We start from the raw sequence: 14526 nt of genomic DNA, 5'->3' as shown, positions 1-14526 counted from the left end.
GGAACTGTCCGGCCAGGTAAGCGAGCTCGTATTCCCGTGAGGGGATGGCACGGCCCCGCCGTTCCGCTCGTGTTGCCGCGTGCATCGAATACATCCGCACTGCCGACACAGGCCACATTCCTACGGAACGCATGCCCGTGCTGCGGCGAGCGTGATCAGTCCGGACCGCTGTCTCCGTTTGGTCCCAGTCCGGCCAGCCCGCCGGTGGCCAGCAGTACCACCGCGGCGAACAGCAGGGCGCTCGCCGCTCCCAGCGAGCCGGACACCGCGCTCGCGCAGGCGGGCAGCACCACCTGGCCCGCGCGGTTGGTCCACAGCCGCAACGCCAGTCCGGAACCACGATTGGCCGCGCCCGCCGTACGTACCACCGCGGTCATGGTCAACGGTTGGCCGATTCCCAGCAGGAACCCACCGACGGCGAGTGCGGCGGTCATCGCCACCACCCCCACCCCCGGTGCGGTGACCAGTACCAGGCATGTCCCCGCGCCGAGACAACTGGTGACGATCAGGGTGCGCCGCTGCCAGCGCGCCGCCAGATACCCCAGCCCCAGTCGCGAGAGGATCGAGGCCGCCGAGCGCACCGCCAGCAGCACCCCGGCCAGGGCGGGGGCGATGCCGCGGTTCTCGGCGATCAGCGGCAGATAGGCGGTGAGCAGGTCGACCGCACCGAGCAACGCGAGGCTGGTGAACAACCCGGTGGCCATCCCGGGCCTGCGCAACAGGCTGAGCGTTCCCCGCCGGTTGCCGGACTCGCGGGCTCGGGGCGCGCCGGAAGTGTCGCGACGCAGCAGCAGGGCGGGCAGCAGACCGACGGCGGCCGTGATCGCTCCGACGAGGAAGGCCCTGCTCGTCGCTCCGGTCAACGCCGCTCCGGAAGCCTGTCCCAGCAGCAGCCCGGAGCCGAGCGGGCCGAGCATCTGCCCGACCGACACGGCGGCGGTGAACAGGCCGAAGTTGCGGTCCAGCGCCTCGTCGGCGGAGAACGTGGTGATGAAGCGCTGACCACCCATCATGAACACGATGTGTCCCAGGCCGAGCACGGCCGAACCGACTGTCACGCCCGGCAGCGAGCTCGTACTCGCCAACCACAGCGGGGCCGCGACGAGCAGGCAGGTTCCGGTGAGCAGTACCGGCACGGTGCCGCCGTTGCGGTCGGTGTAGCGGCCCAGCGGCAGCGCCACCACGAGCGACAGCAGCGCGTAGGCGGCCGTGATGAGTCCGACCGCGACCTCGCCGCCACCGAGGGAGATGGTGCGGTACGAGATCAGCGGTCGGGCCAGGTTGAGGGTGGTCTGGGTGCAGACGACGCACACCAGCAGCAGCGCCAGTCGCGGGGAGATGCTCTTCCCGGAAGAGGTGCCCTCGGTCTTCGTCGTGCTCAAGTGGCCGGACCGATCTCGACGTCGAACGTGCCCGCGCTGATCCCGGTGGTGAGCTGTTCGATGATCACCTGCCGGGTGCGGGAGAGGTGTTCGGTGAGCGTGGCCGCGGCCCCCTCGGCGTCGCCGTCGAGCACCGCACGGCACATCCGTCGGTGTTCGCGCGCTGATCCGGGCAGCCGCTGGGTCGCCGAGTGGGCGACCTCGAGCAGTCGGGCGGACTGGCCGCGCTGATGGTCGATCGTCCGGGCCAGCTGCTCGTTGTGGCAGGCGGCGGTGACGGCCAGGTCGAACCGCTCGGTCAGCCGGTGGAAGGGCGGTGCCAGTTCGGCGTGCGGTGCCGTTTCGATCCGTTCGGTCATGGCGTCGAGTTCACCTGCGATTTCGGTGAACTCGGTGAGCAGCTCGGGGTGGGTTCGGCCGTCCTCGGCGACCATCCGCACGGCCGCGGGCTCCAGGATCATGCGGAACTCGAACAACGTCCGCACCCCGTGCAGCGAGATCGGTGCGACGCGTGCGCCCGACCCCGGGGTGAAACTGATCAAGCCCTCGTGCGAGAGCTGCCGGATCGCCTCCCGTACCGGCGTGCGGGAGGCCTCGAGGCGCTCAGCCAGACTCGTCTCGCTCAGTTGCGCGCCGGGCGGTAGTTCCATCTTTTCGATCAGTTCGCGCAGGCGCAGGTAGACAGCGTGGGTCTTTCCGGACGACATGGCTCTCCTCGGTTGGGATACAGCCCAGTATACAAGCCGGTGTGCACAACGTCCGCCGGTGTCGTGAGCCGCGTTTTCGGGTCAGCGCGCTGCCCGGTGCTCCGGGACGTCGAGTGTGCGGCCGAGATTGTGGGCCTCGCGCAGCAGCAGGGCACCGAGTTCGGGGCGGCGTTCCGGGCGGAACCGGGTTTCGATGCCGGTCAGGGTCAGCGCCCAAGCGGGGCGGCCGGATCGATCGAACACGGCCGCAGCCATTCCCCAGCTTCCCTCGACCACCAGCCCCGGGTTGACGGCGTAACCGTCGCGCCGCGTGCGGGCGATGCGTTCTCGTATCGCCGTCGGGGAGTGCGCCCGGCCCCATTGACCGGTCAGGTCGGTGCGTCCGAGGTAGTCGTCGATCTCGGTGTCGTCGAGGAAAGCGAGCAGTACCAGCCCCGCCGAGACGACTCCCAACGGGAACCGGGCGCCCTCGTGGAGCACGAACGAGCGGATCGGGAAAACGCCGTTCTCCCGGAGGAGGCAAACCGTTTCCTCGCCCCGCAGCGCCGAGAAGAACGCGCTCTCGCCGGTCGCGGCCGCCAGCCGGTGCACGCAGGCACGGGCGTGCTGCGTCACGTCGTAGCGAGTGCTCGCGGTCTGGCCCAGCAGGTAGAGCTCGGGCCCCAGGAACCACCGCCCGGTTCGGCGATCGCGATCGACGAATCCCTCCTCGGCCAGCGAGCTGAGCAGCCGGTGCACCGTCGGTCGCGGTAGCTCGACCGCCCTGGCGAGGTCGCTGGTGGCCGCGCCCGCCTCGTTGGTGGCGGACAGCGCGCGCAGCACGGAGCCGATTCGGGGGACCAGCTGGGCGTTCGAACTGTCTCGCATGTCGTGATCCTAGCGTTCACACAGTGAACGCACTGTCGAGGAGACGGCCATGAGGTGAGCGGTTCGAGTCGTATTTCCCGTCGATTCTTGCGGCAGAACAGTGGTGAGTCGTTTACTGCCGACTGTTCGTTCAGTGGACCCTGGATCACGAGGTGACGAGTTGTCCGAGCTGTGGACCGATGCGCGACAGGCACTTTCCGGGTCGCTCACGGACGGGATGACGATCGCGGTCGGTGGCTTCGGACTGTGCGGTATTCCGAACGACCTGATCGAGGCCGTCCGTGACAGCGGAGTCACCGGCCTGACGGTGGTGTCCAACAACATGGGGATCGACGGCAAAGGTCTCGGGCTGCTGCTGGAGGACCGCCAGGTGGACAGGGTGATCGCCTCCTACGTGGGTGAGAACAAGCTGTTCGCCCAGCAGTACCTGGACGGGACGCTGGCCGTGGAGTTCGCGCCGCAGGGAACGCTGGCCGAGCGGCTGCGGGCGGGTGGTGCCGGGATCGCCGCGTTCTACACCCGCGCGGGGGTGGGGACCCCGGTGGCGGAGGGAAAGCCCTCGGCCGAGTTCGACGGGCGGACCTATGTCCAGGAGCGGGGGATAGTCGCCGACGTGGCGCTGGTGCACGCCCACACCGCCGATCCCGCGGGCAATCTCACCTATCGTGCCAGTGCACGGAATTTCAACCCGGTCGTGGCGACCTGCGGAAAAGCCACCGTGGTCGAGGTCGAGAACCTCGGCGAGCGGTACCTGGACCCGGAGCGAGTGGTAACTCCCGGGATTTACGTCGACCGCCTGGTTCGTGCCGAACCGCGTGTCAAGGACATCGAGAAGCGCACCGTGCGGACCGCTCCCGCCGCTTCGAGGAATTAGCAGTGCTCTGCCGACTCGGTTCTCGTGACCGCTTCCGTGGAGCGAGCTTGACGGAAAACAGAGTGGGCGCAATCTTCTCAGGAGGTAATCATGGCCTGGAGCCGGGACAGGATGGCCGAGATCGTCGCCGCCGAGATCGGCGACGGCGACTACGTCAATCTCGGGATCGGTATCCCGACGCTGGTCGCCAACCACATCCCCGAGGACGTCCGGGTGACGTTGCAGAGCGAGAACGGCATTCTCGGCCTCGGCCCGTTCCCGGAGGAGGGGGAGGAGGACGCCGACCTCATCAACGCGGGCAAACAGACCGTGACGGTTACCCCCGGAGCGAGCTACTTCGACTCGGCGTTCTCGTTCGGAATGATGCGCGGCGGCCACATCGACATCGCCGTCCTGGGAGCCCTGCAGGTCGGCCAGCACGGTGATCTGGCGAACTGGACGATCCCGGGCGCCATGGTCAAAGGCATGGGCGGGGCCATGGACCTCGTCGTCGGTGCCCGACGGATCGTCGTGCTCACCGATCACGTGGCCAAGGACGGAACCCCGAAGATCGTCGAGGAGTGCACGCTGCCGCTGACCGGTTCGGGGGTGGTCAACCGGATCATCACCGACCTGGCGGTGCTCGACGTGACCCCGGACGGCCTGGAACTGGTCTCGATCGCCCCCTGCGTCACCGAGGAGCAGGTCCGCGACAGCACGCGAGCCCGTATTCGGCAACGGATCCCGACCGGATAACTCCGGGAGCTCGCCGGTGACGAGTCGCCGAATCGGTGGTGCTCCACCCGCCTCAAACGGAGCGGTGTCGGGGTGCCGAGTGCGCTCGGGCCCCGAGGAAGCCCTTGATGCTCGCCGGAAACGTCTCGGGGTCCACGGCCGGGGTGCCGTTGGGCGGTGGATGGTCCAGGGCCGTGGCGACGGCTGCCTTCGCCGCGCGGATGGCAGCCGGTGGTTGGTCGACGATCGTGGTGAGCAGTTCCTCGGTACGTTCGGCCAGCTCGGCTTCGGGCACCGCCCGGTCGACCAGCCCCTCGTCCACCGCGCTCGCTCCGTCGAGCAGTTCTCCCGTGTACAGCAGCCGTCGAGCCCGTGCCGGGCCCACGAGCGCGACCATCCGTGCCGCGAACGACGGGCTGGTGTTGATGCCGAGGCGAACGATGGGCATCCCGATGCGGGCGGAGGTGCTCGTGTAGCGCAGATCGCAGGCGAGCGCGAGTTGACATCCCGCTCCGGCCGCGACGCCGCTGATCTCGGCGATCACCGGTATCGGGCATCGCTCGACGGCGCGGAAGGCCGCTTCCATCCGGGCGAAGGAATCCTCCACCGAGTCCATGTCGGCATCGAGCCATTCGGTCATGTCCGATCCGGCGCAGAAGGTGCCCTGGCGGCCGCGAAGCACCACCGCACGCACGGTTTCGTCGCCGCCGATCCGCTCGACGGTGTGCCGCAGCAGGTCCCACCCCGCCCGATTGAGCGCATTGCGCTTCGTGGCGTCGCCGACCGTCAGTTCGACCACTTCCGAGCTGGGACGCCGCACCACCACTGGGGGCACGTCTTCGAATCCGGTGCTCATCGAACGGCTCCTCGTGCTCGCAACTGCCGCAGTCGAGTGTGCTCGTATCCGAGGTCGGCGGCGACCTCCTCGGTGTGCGGGGTAACGCCGGTGGGCGGCAGAATCAGGGTGACCGGTGAAAGTCGTCGACTGATCGAACCGGGGCTTGTCGCGGCCTGCCCGGTTGGTTCCCGATCCCGAAAGCCAGGACTGCTCATGCGCGAACTGGTGGTAACCACATTCGTGAGTCTCGACGGAGTGATGCAGGCCCCCGGTGGTCCGGAAGAGGACCGGGAAGGGGGTTTCGACCACGGCGGGTGGGTAGTTCCCTACTTCGACGATGACCTGGGCAGGCGGATCGAGGAGTGGTTCGCCGGGGCCGAGGACTTCCTGCTCGGACGCGGAACCTACGAGATCTTCGCCGCCTACTGGCCCTACGTGGGTGACGAGGAGGACGCCATCGCCCGGGCGCTGAACACACGTCCCAAGCACGTCGCGTCGCGGACGCTGCGGCGGGTCGACTGGGAGGGAGCCTCCCTGCTGGGAGCCGATGTCGTGGGCGCGGTTCGGGAACTGAAAAATCGGGACGGGGGCGAGCTGCAGGTGCACGGCAGTCACGGCCTCGTACAGACGTTGTTGGAACACGACCTGGTCGACGAATTGCGGTTGATGACTTTCCCGCTGCTGCTCGGCAGCGGGAAACGACTGTTCGCCCACGGCACGGGCCCGACCGGCCTGCGGCTGACCACCTCCTCACCGACGAGCAGCGGTGTCCTCGTGGCGAGTTACGAACGTGTCGGGAACGTGCGCACCGGCTCGTTCTGATCGGGTCCGAATTCCGGATTTCCGCCAGGTGGGGAAGCGAACTCCCGGGGGCTCGTCGGAACCGGTGCTCTCCACTCGTGATCGGCGGTGACTACTCCTCGCGCCTCGGTGCGGACAGTGCTTCCGCAACACGCTTCGGAGGCCCTCGCCGCGGCCGTGGCAGGCTGATACTTCCCGGTGGTACGGAACTCGTAGCTCACAGGTGGATCGGTTCGAGATGGTGGGGGTCGAGAGCGATGCCACGCTTACCCAGCAGGTCCCGCAGCACACGAGTTTGCTCGCGATCGACCGTGTCGTGAATGTCCGGCGAGGTCAGTGGTGTGGTCAGGTCGTCGTGGTGAGTGGGAATGACGACTTCGGGCCAGTCCAGGGCGGTGAGTACACGCTGGTAGTAGTCGTGCACGGCCGCGTGACCGCTTGCTCCCAGCACCAGCACATCCGGTCGTGCACCGGCTACCTCCCGTTCGGCGAAGTTGGCTGTGCCGCTGAGGAACATGACTGTCAGCTGTTCTCCGATGGTGATCTGATAAGCGAGCGAACCACCTTCGACGAGGTCGCGCAGCCTGGCCGGTCTCAGGGGTGGTTCGGTGCGTGTGCCCGCCGGTGCGAAACCGTAACCGCCGACCTGGCTGTGCAGCGTGCGGAAGACCTCGATGGTGTAGTCCGGCCTCCGCTGCTCGGTCGCCAGCGGATAGCGCAGTTGTTCGCCACCGCTCACCAACACGATGTTCGGCTGCTGAGTGTCCGGAATCCCCATGGCGGTCAGCAGGTGCCAGTGGGTCTCACCGCAGAGCACCCGTACGGGTTGCTGCTGCCACGCCGTTCGTCCCAGCAAGGTGGGCACGTCGCCGATGTGATCCCAGTGCCCGTGGGTGAGCAGCACGAACTCCGGTGGTCCGGCAAGGTGCTGAGCAACGATCTCGTCGATCGCGGCCTCGTCCACCACGAGCTGCCGGTCCAGATCCAATCCCCCTTCGGGGCCGGTGAACTCCTGCCGGGTCATGTAGGGATCCACGAGCAGTCGATGTCCGGCGAAGGACAGTTCCCAGCCCGCGACCCCCAACCACAGCAGCCGCGCACTCCCCGGAGCGCGCCGGGAAGAGGTCGGCTCGGAGGCTGCCGTGCCGGGCGAGCCCACGCTCTGCCCGGCACCTGCCACGCCGAGCGCGGCCGAGGAGCGCAACAGGTTCCTTCGGTTCAAAACGTGCGACTCCACGTCACTCCCATGCGCATTGCTGTTCCGGAGATCCCGCCCCGGGAAGATCACATCAACAGGTAGTAGCACGAACACCTTTCGCGCACCAGGCTGCGGTTCGAAGTTACGCCACCTGGTGCACATCTTTGAATTCAAATGAAGGAGCTTCCATTACGTGAGCCCGCGCTCCACACGACGTGCGCCAGCCGAGGCTGCACCCGACGGTCGATGCCAACGTTCGAGGCGATCGGCTCGTTTGCGATTACCCAGCGGCACGGATGGGGGAATTCCGGCTTCCGCAGCGAAACGGAAGTCGTCGACGTTCCCGAGTTTTCGTAGCGGGAGTTCATCCCCTCGGTCGATAGTTGGCGATGATCGTGCCGCTGCTGGTCGAATAGGAATTCACCAGCTCGAGATTCTTCAACGGGCCGTCCTCGGCGAACAACCTCCTGCGGCCCTCACCGGCGATCACCTCGTGAGCCGAGCAGCCCTCCTGGAGCAGTACCGCCGCCTGCCGGGCACGCTCGATCTGCCGAACGTCCCCACAGGTCAGCCCGGTCGTTGCCACGAAGCGTCGTTGGAGGGTGCGTTCGAAACCCGCCCTTGAGCCGGAACGAAGCACTCGTCGCGTCGGGAATCTCCACCGAGCCGTCGATCAGTCTGCTGCTCGGAAGATGCGGCATCGACGTGCCGAGTGCGAAAACAATTCCGAAGAATGTCGTTTCCACGGGAACCGGGGCTCGGTTCGCTCTCGACTCTCGACGATCAAACCCATCCCGGTCGATTCCCTTCCGCTGGCGAGCAACCCGACCTCGAGCCACGACCTCACCCCCATGGTGCACTGCGAGAACTGTGGTGAGTAGCTGTCTCGTTACCGCACGGACGAGGCGCGTCGGCGTGCTCGTGTTCTCGAACAACACCGAGCCGGCCATTCCTGTCGGCCGAGACGGCTCGCGACGGTCAGGTTACAGCGGCTCGAAACCAGCGTCTCGGCAACCGCCATGCCGGAATGGGAGAACCGGAGGGTTCACGTGTTGAGTAGCCATATCGATCCGTTCAACGCGGTGGCGAACAACGTCCAGCCCGCGTAGGGGATGAGCAGCAGCGCAGCCGGTATGTGAATACGGGCGAACAGCACGATCGTGATCACAATGCTGACCAACAGTAGGATGATGGCGGCGAATGCCGTGCCGTAGAGTCCCGCTCCGAAGAACAACGGGGTCCAAGAGAGGTTCAACAGCAGCTGCAGCGCGTAGACCCCGAGCGGGATACGTGCCCTCCGCACCGAACCGGAGCGGCGCCACACGAGCCAGCCGGACAGGGCGATCATCACGTACAGGACGGTCCAGACTGGTCCGAACAACCAGGACGGGGGTGCCCAAGCCGGTGCGCGCAGCGCCGCGTACTCCTGCCCGGCCGAACCCGCTGCCAATGCCCCCACCACGGCCACGAGCGCGACGCAGCCCGCGAAGACCGCGGCGCCGGCGAGGTCACGCCACGCGTGCCTGGTCTTGCTCGGCGTCGGCATCGTCTCCCCAGTTGCTCGGTCGGCCGGAGAGCCTCACGGTCGGGACAGCCGCGACCCCTCGCCGAGGTACAGGGCGGCCAGCGTCGCATTCATCGATCGTGTCCAAGGATATACCCGCCGGTGTCCAGTGCCGTTCAGCGAGCCGCGGCGTGTACCGAATCGGATTTCCGCGCGTGCCTCGGAGCTGCCCGGGTCGGGCCTTGTCGTGGTTGTCCCGTAGGGAGGCGATCTGCCTCGAGTTGCTACGTGAAGGGGTGTGTATCGGGGCGACGGTGATCCCGCAGGAGCGAAGCAGAGTAGGGGCGCCCGAGGCGATGGTGGTTGTTCGTGCACCGCAATGCTGGTACCAATCTTGGTACCTGGCGGTTATGCTGTGAGGTATGCCTGCCTTGAACGTGGATTTCACCGATGAGGAGATGACCCAGTTGCGTGAGGCGGCCGGACGGGAGGACAAGAGCCTGCGTTCGATGGCCCACGATGCGGTGGTCGCCGAACTGCGTCGTCGCAGGGTCGCCGTCGCGGCCATCCGTGTGGCCGGTATTTCGGCGGGGCTCAACGAGCGCTTGGCCGAGAAGTGAGCGATATCGAGTATCTCGACGTGCCCGATGTTGTCGAGATCGCCCGTATCACCCTCGGCACGGCTCCGGGGGTGAGGGATTACGGCTTGTTGGAAAGCGCGGTGGAGCGTCCGCGTGCGTCGGTGTTCGGCGAGGATGCCTACACCGATGTCCACACCAAGGCTGCGGCGATGCTGCATTCCTTGGCGAGTAATCGCGCGCTCGTGGACGGCAACAAGCGCACCGCGTGGGCGGCGGCCATGGTCTTTCTCAGCATCAACGGGCATCCCCTGCACGCTGAACTGGACGAGAACACCGCCGAAGATCTGATGCTGCGGGCGGCGCGCAACCTGGTCTCCGTGGACGAGGTCGCGAAGGCGCTCTACAGGTTCACCGACTGAGGTGGGGAGCCGTGGGTTCGCCGCGAGTGGCAGTGTCGAGGGGAGGGACTCGAACTCGTGGGGCTGCCGAGCGGCAGCCCCACGAGTGATCGGTTTCGGCAGGCCGTCGTCACGTACCGCGCGGATCAGCACACGTCGCGGTAGGAGTTCTGCAGCGTGTTGTTGGTGATGGTGATGTTGTCACCGCACGGGTTCTCGACGATGGCCGAATCGGTGACGGTGAGGTTGTGCAGGGTCACGTTCCTTGTTACCGGGAATTCCGAGCGTGCGGCGAGTCGGATCGTGCCCGGGCCGGTGACCCGGCCGCTCTCGGCGGCGATGTCGACGTTGTAGCAGTTCTCGATGAGGATGGCGTTGTTGCCGGTGTTGGCGATGTCGACGTTGTCGATCACTGCTCCGCCGCTCTCGGACACGCAGAACACGCCCCTGCCACCGCCACGGGCGATCACCTCGCCGACGTGGATGTTGGTCGGGTAGCTGCCGTTGATGCGTCCGTTCCGGTTGGCCATCCGGAAAGCCGCGTATCCGGTGCCGCTACCGGCGTTCTCGGCGTCGACCGTTCCGACCGTGGCGTTGGTGGTGTCGTTGAGCAGTAGCCCCGAATAGGCGACGTCGCGAGCCACCACGGTGCCCACCGTCAGTCCGTCCACGCCATAGGTTTCCACGCCGTGGTTGTCGGTGCCGGAGACGTAGACGTCGTCGATCCGCACGTTGGTGGTGAGTTCGCCCCGGTCACCGTGGTTGTCGATGCGGATGCCGAGGCCACCGGACAGCCGCAGGTCGATCTGTCCGAGGTGGATGTCGTTGCCGTTGCGGAAGAATACCCCGAAGTAGGGCGCGCCGGTGACGCTGAGGTGCTGCACCTCCACGTGGTCGGCGTCGCGGCCGCGCACCACGGCGTTGTTGGCGGAGACGCCGCCGGTTACGTCGATCGTCCCGCACGAGTCGAGGACGGTGTAGCTGGGCAGGTCGATGGAACTGCTCGCGCTCATGGTGCCGGAGTTCCACAGCACCACTCGTTCCTTGCGCTGCCTGCCCGCGGTCAGGCTGTTCACCGCCGCCTGGGTCGCCGCGCGCATGTTGCCGCCGCTGTAGACCGTTGTGGAGCCGTTGCGGGCGATCCAGCTGCCGTTGTTCGAATACACCTCGGCGTCGTAGGAACCGCTGCCGCAGGCCGCCTGCACCGAGGCGGTATCGGTTGTCCCCGCCGAGGTGGAGACATCGCCGGTGGTTTCGTTCGCCGTGGTCGCGTCGCGGTCGGCGTATGCCGGTGCCGCGAAGGTCAGGGTCGCCAGCAGGGCCATTCCCAGGATCTTCGGGGTTCGGCCGCGTGCACCGGCTTGTGAGATGCCGATTCTCATTGTTCGTTCCCGTGGTTGTCGGAAGTTTCACCGCACTGTGCCGGGGCAGGAATCGCCCGGATCTTCCAGTCGGGTTCGTCGTTGAGTGGCTTCTTGTGGTTATCGGGGTGGGAAAAGGATTTTCCCGCTTTTTGGTAAGCGCTTACCAAGTAGGAAGTGAGTGTATAGGAACCACAGGTGACAATGTCAAGGGATCTTCGATGAAACCCCGGGAAACACGATTAGTATTCTGTGAACCGTTTTCCCCATCGGGACGAATCCGAAAAGCGTAGTGCGATCCGCGGTTCGCACCAGGGAAGTGACACACGAAACCGGCACGGCATCGCCGGAGCGATACCGTGCCGGTTTGGGGGAAGGATGTTCACACGTCGCCGACCATGACGACGTGAAGATTCCGGGGACCGTGCACCCCCTCCACCCGTTCCAGCTCGATGTCACTGGTGGCGGACGGGCCGCTGATGAAGGTCATCGGTTTGGTCGGATCCAGCGCTGCAAGCGCTGCGGGGACGTCGTCGACGATGCGGGAGGCGGCGACGAGGCACACGTGAGTGTCGGGAAGCAGGGTCAGCGCCCTTCGGCCCTGACCGGGACCGTGGTCCAGCACGAGCGTGCCCGTGGTTGCGATGCCCACGGTGCACGTGGTCAGCACCGCGTCCGCGTTCTCCAGCGCCGCGGTCGACAACCGCGGGCTGTCGCCGAGCGTGTCACAGCGCTCGGTAACCCGCTTCGACCATTCCGGGGGGAAGCCCTCCGGTACGACCACACGCCGCGCTCCGGCCGCTTCCAGAACATCCGACACCGCTTCCGGTGCCTCCGCCGAATCGGTGGGGCGCACCTCGGCCCGGTATTCGGCAACCCGTTCCCGGAACAGTTCGGTCAGCGATTCGACGGGGCGCTGTCGGTGGTACTCGCGCGGTATCTCCGCCACGGGGGAGTCTTTTCCACCGGCCAGTGCGGAACGCACGGAACCGAGTACCGCCTCGCGCGCCTCACGAGAGGATCGTTTCAACGCTCGTCACCGTTCCCTGTCCTGTTTCGTTCCCACCACTGCCGGAAGGATTCCGGAGCTGGTGCGGGAGCGTCGCGCGCGTCGGTCCAACGCGACAGCGGCCACGGCAGTCTGCCGATCCCGCGCCTGCCGAACAGCCTTCCGCCCAGCGAGGTGAGCCGCAGCGCCCGCCCCAGCCGTTTGCTGTCGCCGAAGACCCATCCCAGGCCCCGCATCGCCGCGCTGGTCAGCCGGTCGAACCAGCCCTTCCGCTCCCGCACCGTCCTGTTGCGCAGGTGCACCAGCAGTTCGGGGATCTCGATCGCCACCGGGCAGACGTCGTAGCAGGCCCCACACAGCGTGGACGCGTACGGCAGCGAAGCCGTGTCCTCGGATTCCACGCCGTACAGCTGTGGTGTCAGCACCGCTCCGATCGGTCCCGGATACACCGAGCCGTAGGCGTGGCCGCCCGCCCGCTCGTAGACCGGGCAGACGTTGAGGCAGGCCGAACAGCGGATACACCGCAGCGCCTGACTGCCGACCTCGTCGGCCAGTGCCTCGCTGCGTCCGTTGTCCAGCAACACCACGTGGAAATTGCTCGGCCCGTCACCCTCGCTCACACCGTGCAGCACGGAGGTGTAGGGGTTCATCCGTTCCCCGGTGCTCGACCGGGGAAGCAGCTGCAGGAAGACCTCGAGGTCCCGCCAACTCGGCACGAGCTTCTCGATGCCGACCACGCTGATCAGATGCTCCGGCATGGTCAGGCACATCCGCCCGTTGCCCTCGGACTCGACCACCACGAGACTGCCGGTCTCGGCCACCGCGAAGTTCGCCCCCGAGATGGCCACGTTTGCCCGCAGGAACTTGTCCCGCAAATGGTGGCGGGCCGCCTCCGCCAGCTGCACCGGGTCGTCGGTGAGATCCGTGGGTGCCGGAGTGCCGCTGCCCGCCATCTCGCGGCGGAAGATCTCGCGTATCTCGGAGCGGTTGCGGTGGATGGCCGGTACCAGGATGTGGCTGGGACGGTCCTCGTCCAGCTGCACTATCAGCTCGGCCAGATCCGTCTCCCACGCCGAGATACCGGCCGAGGCCAGCGCCTCGTTGAGCCCGATCTCCTGGGTGGCCATCGACTTCACCTTGACCGCCTCGGTCTCGCCGGTCTCGCGGACGAGATCGGTGACGATGCGGTTGGCCTCGGCCGCGTCACGAGCCCAGTGCACCGTCCCCCCGGCGGCCGTCACGGCGGACTCGAACCGCTCGAGGTAGGTGTCCAGCCGGCCGAGGGTGTGCGCCTTGATCGCCGCACCCGAGGCTCGCAGCTGCTCCCAGTCGTCGAGTTCGTCGACCACCGCGGCTCGCTTGTTCCGGATGGTGTTGGTCGCCCTGCCGAGGTTGTGGCGCAGCTGGGCGTCGCGCACAGCCTCGCGTGCCGCGTCCGGAAAGGCGGGCATGCCCAGATCGACCCCGCTCATCGGTCCTCCTCCGTTCCCGCCAGAATCTCGGCCAGGTGCATCGTGCGGATCCCCTCGCGCTGCCTGTCCAGCAGCCCTCCGATGTGCATCAGACAGGAACTGTCGCCCGCGCACAGGACCTCGGCACCCGTCTCACGCACGTGCCTGGTCTTGTCGGACCCCATAGCCACGGACACGTCCGGGTTCTTCAGCGCGAACGTACCGCCGAAGCCGCAGCACTGCTCGGCCTCGGGCAACTCCAGCAACCGGATGCCGCGGACCTCGCGCAGCAGCCGCTGCGGCTTGTCACCCACCCGCAGCATCCGCAGCGAGTGGCAGGTGGGGTGGTAGGTGACGCGGTGCGGGAAGTACGCGCCGACGTCGGTCACTCCGAGCACGTCCACGAGGAACTCGGACAGTTCATAGACGTGGGGCGAGACCCGGTCGACCGCCTCGGACAGTTTCCGGTCCCCGCTGTGCTCGGCCACGATGCCGTGCTGGTGCCGGATCGAGCCCACGCAGGAGCCCGAGGGCGCCACCACGTGGTCGTAGCCCTCGAAGGCGGTGACGAAGCTCCGCACCGCCGGGACGGCCTGCTCGTGATACCCCGTGTTGGTGTGCATCTGGCCGCAGCAGGTCTGTCCCGAGGGGAACTCCACCGTGCACCCCAGCCGTTCGAGCACCCGCAGCGTGGCGCGCACCGCCCCCGGAAAGAGCGTGTCCCCGAGACAGGTCGCGAACAGCGCTACTCGCATAACAGCGGTTTCCTTTCTGATAAGACCCCGCGACGATCCCGGGGCGCGTGCCCGGAGCCCGATCGCGCCCCCGAACCGGAGGTGGG

The 14526-nt window shown here is 67.1% G+C and carries 16 protein-coding genes; 5 read left to right on the top strand and 11 right to left on the bottom strand.

All coding sequences use genetic code 11. The annotated features are described in order from the left end of the window. Positions 1-155: 155 nt before the first annotated feature. The 3 genes from ACOQFL_RS09585 to ACOQFL_RS09575 all read right to left on the bottom strand — a co-directional run bounded on the left by ACOQFL_RS09585 (position 156) and on the right by ACOQFL_RS09575 (position 2956). Complete coding sequence (locus ACOQFL_RS09585; protein ID WP_435543747.1) at positions 156-1382, bottom strand: MFS transporter; 1227 nt, start codon at positions 1380-1382, stop codon at positions 156-158. Further along, positions 1379-2089 (bottom strand): GntR family transcriptional regulator, encoded by a 711-nt coding sequence (locus ACOQFL_RS09580; protein WP_435543746.1) that lies wholly within the window; start codon positions 2087-2089, stop codon positions 1379-1381. The genes ACOQFL_RS09585 and ACOQFL_RS09580 overlap by 4 nt, the downstream gene beginning before the upstream one ends. Positions 2090-2170: 81 nt before the next feature. Further along, on the bottom strand, positions 2171-2956 hold the full coding sequence (locus ACOQFL_RS09575; protein ID WP_435543745.1) for an IclR family transcriptional regulator: 786 nt from the start codon (positions 2954-2956) through the stop codon (positions 2171-2173). 160 nt (positions 2957-3116) lie between these two features. On the opposite strand from ACOQFL_RS09575, the gene ACOQFL_RS09570 reads away from it, so the two are divergent. Together ACOQFL_RS09570 and ACOQFL_RS09565 are read left to right on the top strand one after the other, a co-directional pair. After that, a complete protein-coding gene (locus ACOQFL_RS09570; protein ID WP_435543744.1) occupies positions 3117-3830 on the top strand; it encodes a CoA transferase subunit A in 714 nt (237 codons plus the stop codon). A gap of 90 nt (positions 3831-3920) precedes the next feature. Beyond that, positions 3921-4565: a CoA transferase subunit B gene (locus ACOQFL_RS09565; RefSeq protein ID WP_435543743.1), complete on the top strand. Its 645-nt coding sequence runs from the start codon at positions 3921-3923 to the stop codon at positions 4563-4565. A 52-nt stretch (positions 4566-4617) separates the two neighbouring features. Here the strand turns inward: ACOQFL_RS09565 and ACOQFL_RS09560 are convergent, their stop codons facing one another. After that, positions 4618-5400, bottom strand: coding sequence for an enoyl-CoA hydratase/isomerase family protein (locus tag ACOQFL_RS09560; protein ID WP_435543742.1), 783 nt, complete (start codon positions 5398-5400; stop codon positions 4618-4620). 195 nt (positions 5401-5595) lie between these two features. On the opposite strand from ACOQFL_RS09560, the gene ACOQFL_RS09555 reads away from it, so the two are divergent. Beyond that, positions 5596-6204: a dihydrofolate reductase family protein gene (locus tag ACOQFL_RS09555; RefSeq protein WP_435543741.1), complete on the top strand. Its 609-nt coding sequence runs from the start codon at positions 5596-5598 to the stop codon at positions 6202-6204. 196 nt (positions 6205-6400) lie between these two features. On the opposite strand, the gene ACOQFL_RS09550 is transcribed toward ACOQFL_RS09555, so the two are convergent. The 3 genes from ACOQFL_RS09550 to ACOQFL_RS09540 all read right to left on the bottom strand — a co-directional run bounded on the left by ACOQFL_RS09550 (position 6401) and on the right by ACOQFL_RS09540 (position 8927). Next, the gene (locus ACOQFL_RS09550; RefSeq protein ID WP_435543740.1) at positions 6401-7405 is read right to left on the bottom strand and encodes an MBL fold metallo-hydrolase; all 1005 of its coding nucleotides are present in this window, start codon (positions 7403-7405) and stop codon (positions 6401-6403) included. A gap of 340 nt (positions 7406-7745) precedes the next feature. Then, positions 7746-7967 carry a hypothetical protein gene (locus tag ACOQFL_RS09545; protein ID WP_435543739.1) on the bottom strand — a complete coding sequence of 74 codons (222 nt, stop codon included), beginning with the start codon at positions 7965-7967 and terminating at the stop codon, positions 7746-7748. A 459-nt stretch (positions 7968-8426) separates the two neighbouring features. Further along, the gene (locus tag ACOQFL_RS09540) at positions 8427-8927 is read right to left on the bottom strand and encodes a TspO/MBR family protein (RefSeq protein WP_435543738.1); all 501 of its coding nucleotides are present in this window, start codon (positions 8925-8927) and stop codon (positions 8427-8429) included. Positions 8928-9307: 380 nt separating this feature from the next. Here ACOQFL_RS09540 and ACOQFL_RS09535 point away from each other — a divergent pair, with 380 nt between their 5' ends. Both ACOQFL_RS09535 and ACOQFL_RS09530 read left to right on the top strand, forming a co-directional pair. Beyond that, positions 9308-9505: a hypothetical protein gene (locus ACOQFL_RS09535; protein WP_435543737.1), complete on the top strand. Its 198-nt coding sequence runs from the start codon at positions 9308-9310 to the stop codon at positions 9503-9505. Beyond that, positions 9502-9885 (top strand): type II toxin-antitoxin system death-on-curing family toxin, encoded by a 384-nt coding sequence (locus ACOQFL_RS09530; RefSeq protein WP_435543736.1) that lies wholly within the window; start codon positions 9502-9504, stop codon positions 9883-9885. The genes ACOQFL_RS09535 and ACOQFL_RS09530 overlap by 4 nt, the downstream gene beginning before the upstream one ends. A gap of 125 nt (positions 9886-10010) precedes the next feature. Here the strand turns inward: ACOQFL_RS09530 and ACOQFL_RS09525 are convergent, their stop codons facing one another. The 4 genes from ACOQFL_RS09525 to ACOQFL_RS09510 all read right to left on the bottom strand — a co-directional run bounded on the left by ACOQFL_RS09525 (position 10011) and on the right by ACOQFL_RS09510 (position 14440). Further along, on the bottom strand, positions 10011-11246 hold the full coding sequence (locus tag ACOQFL_RS09525) for a right-handed parallel beta-helix repeat-containing protein (protein WP_435543735.1): 1236 nt from the start codon (positions 11244-11246) through the stop codon (positions 10011-10013). Between the two features lie 361 nt (positions 11247-11607). Continuing rightward, positions 11608-12255, bottom strand: coding sequence for a LutC/YkgG family protein (locus ACOQFL_RS09520; RefSeq protein ID WP_435543734.1), 648 nt, complete (start codon positions 12253-12255; stop codon positions 11608-11610). Further along, on the bottom strand, positions 12252-13706 hold the full coding sequence (locus ACOQFL_RS09515; protein WP_435543733.1) for a LutB/LldF family L-lactate oxidation iron-sulfur protein: 1455 nt from the start codon (positions 13704-13706) through the stop codon (positions 12252-12254). The genes ACOQFL_RS09520 and ACOQFL_RS09515 overlap by 4 nt, the downstream gene beginning before the upstream one ends. Then, complete coding sequence (locus tag ACOQFL_RS09510; RefSeq protein ID WP_435543732.1) at positions 13703-14440, bottom strand: (Fe-S)-binding protein; 738 nt, start codon at positions 14438-14440, stop codon at positions 13703-13705. Before ACOQFL_RS09510 ends, ACOQFL_RS09515 begins: the two co-directional genes overlap by 4 nt. Positions 14441-14526: the final 86 nt, after the last annotated feature.

This window comes from Actinopolyspora sabaoui (genome assembly GCF_051225635.1).
GTDB lineage: Bacteria > Actinomycetota > Actinomycetes > Mycobacteriales > Pseudonocardiaceae > Actinopolyspora.
This window is presented reverse-complemented; position numbering and strand designations above follow the sequence as displayed.

Bases quoted from the DNA above. Each gene is read 5' to 3' on its own strand.
- ACOQFL_RS09580 (WP_435543746.1), bottom strand. From the start codon at position 2,089: ATGTCGTCCGGAAAGACCCACGCTGTCTACCTGCGCCTGCGCGAACTG.
- ACOQFL_RS09575 (WP_435543745.1), bottom strand. From the start codon at position 2,956: ATGCGAGACAGTTCGAACGCCCAGCTGGTCCCCCGAATCGGCTCCGTG.
- ACOQFL_RS09565 (WP_435543743.1), top strand. From the start codon at position 3,921: ATGGCCTGGAGCCGGGACAGGATGGCCGAGATCGTCGCCGCCGAGATC.
- ACOQFL_RS09560 (WP_435543742.1), bottom strand. From the start codon at position 5,400: ATGAGCACCGGATTCGAAGACGTGCCCCCAGTGGTGGTGCGGCGTCCC.
- ACOQFL_RS09555 (WP_435543741.1), top strand. From the start codon at position 5,596: ATGCGCGAACTGGTGGTAACCACATTCGTGAGTCTCGACGGAGTGATG.
- ACOQFL_RS09540 (WP_435543738.1), bottom strand. From the start codon at position 8,927: ATGCCGACGCCGAGCAAGACCAGGCACGCGTGGCGTGACCTCGCCGGC.
- ACOQFL_RS09535 (WP_435543737.1), top strand. From the start codon at position 9,308: ATGCCTGCCTTGAACGTGGATTTCACCGATGAGGAGATGACCCAGTTG.
- ACOQFL_RS09525 (WP_435543735.1), bottom strand. From the start codon at position 11,246: ATGAGAATCGGCATCTCACAAGCCGGTGCACGCGGCCGAACCCCGAAG.
- ACOQFL_RS09515 (WP_435543733.1), bottom strand. From the start codon at position 13,706: ATGAGCGGGGTCGATCTGGGCATGCCCGCCTTTCCGGACGCGGCACGC.
- ACOQFL_RS09510 (WP_435543732.1), bottom strand. From the start codon at position 14,440: ATGCGAGTAGCGCTGTTCGCGACCTGTCTCGGGGACACGCTCTTTCCG.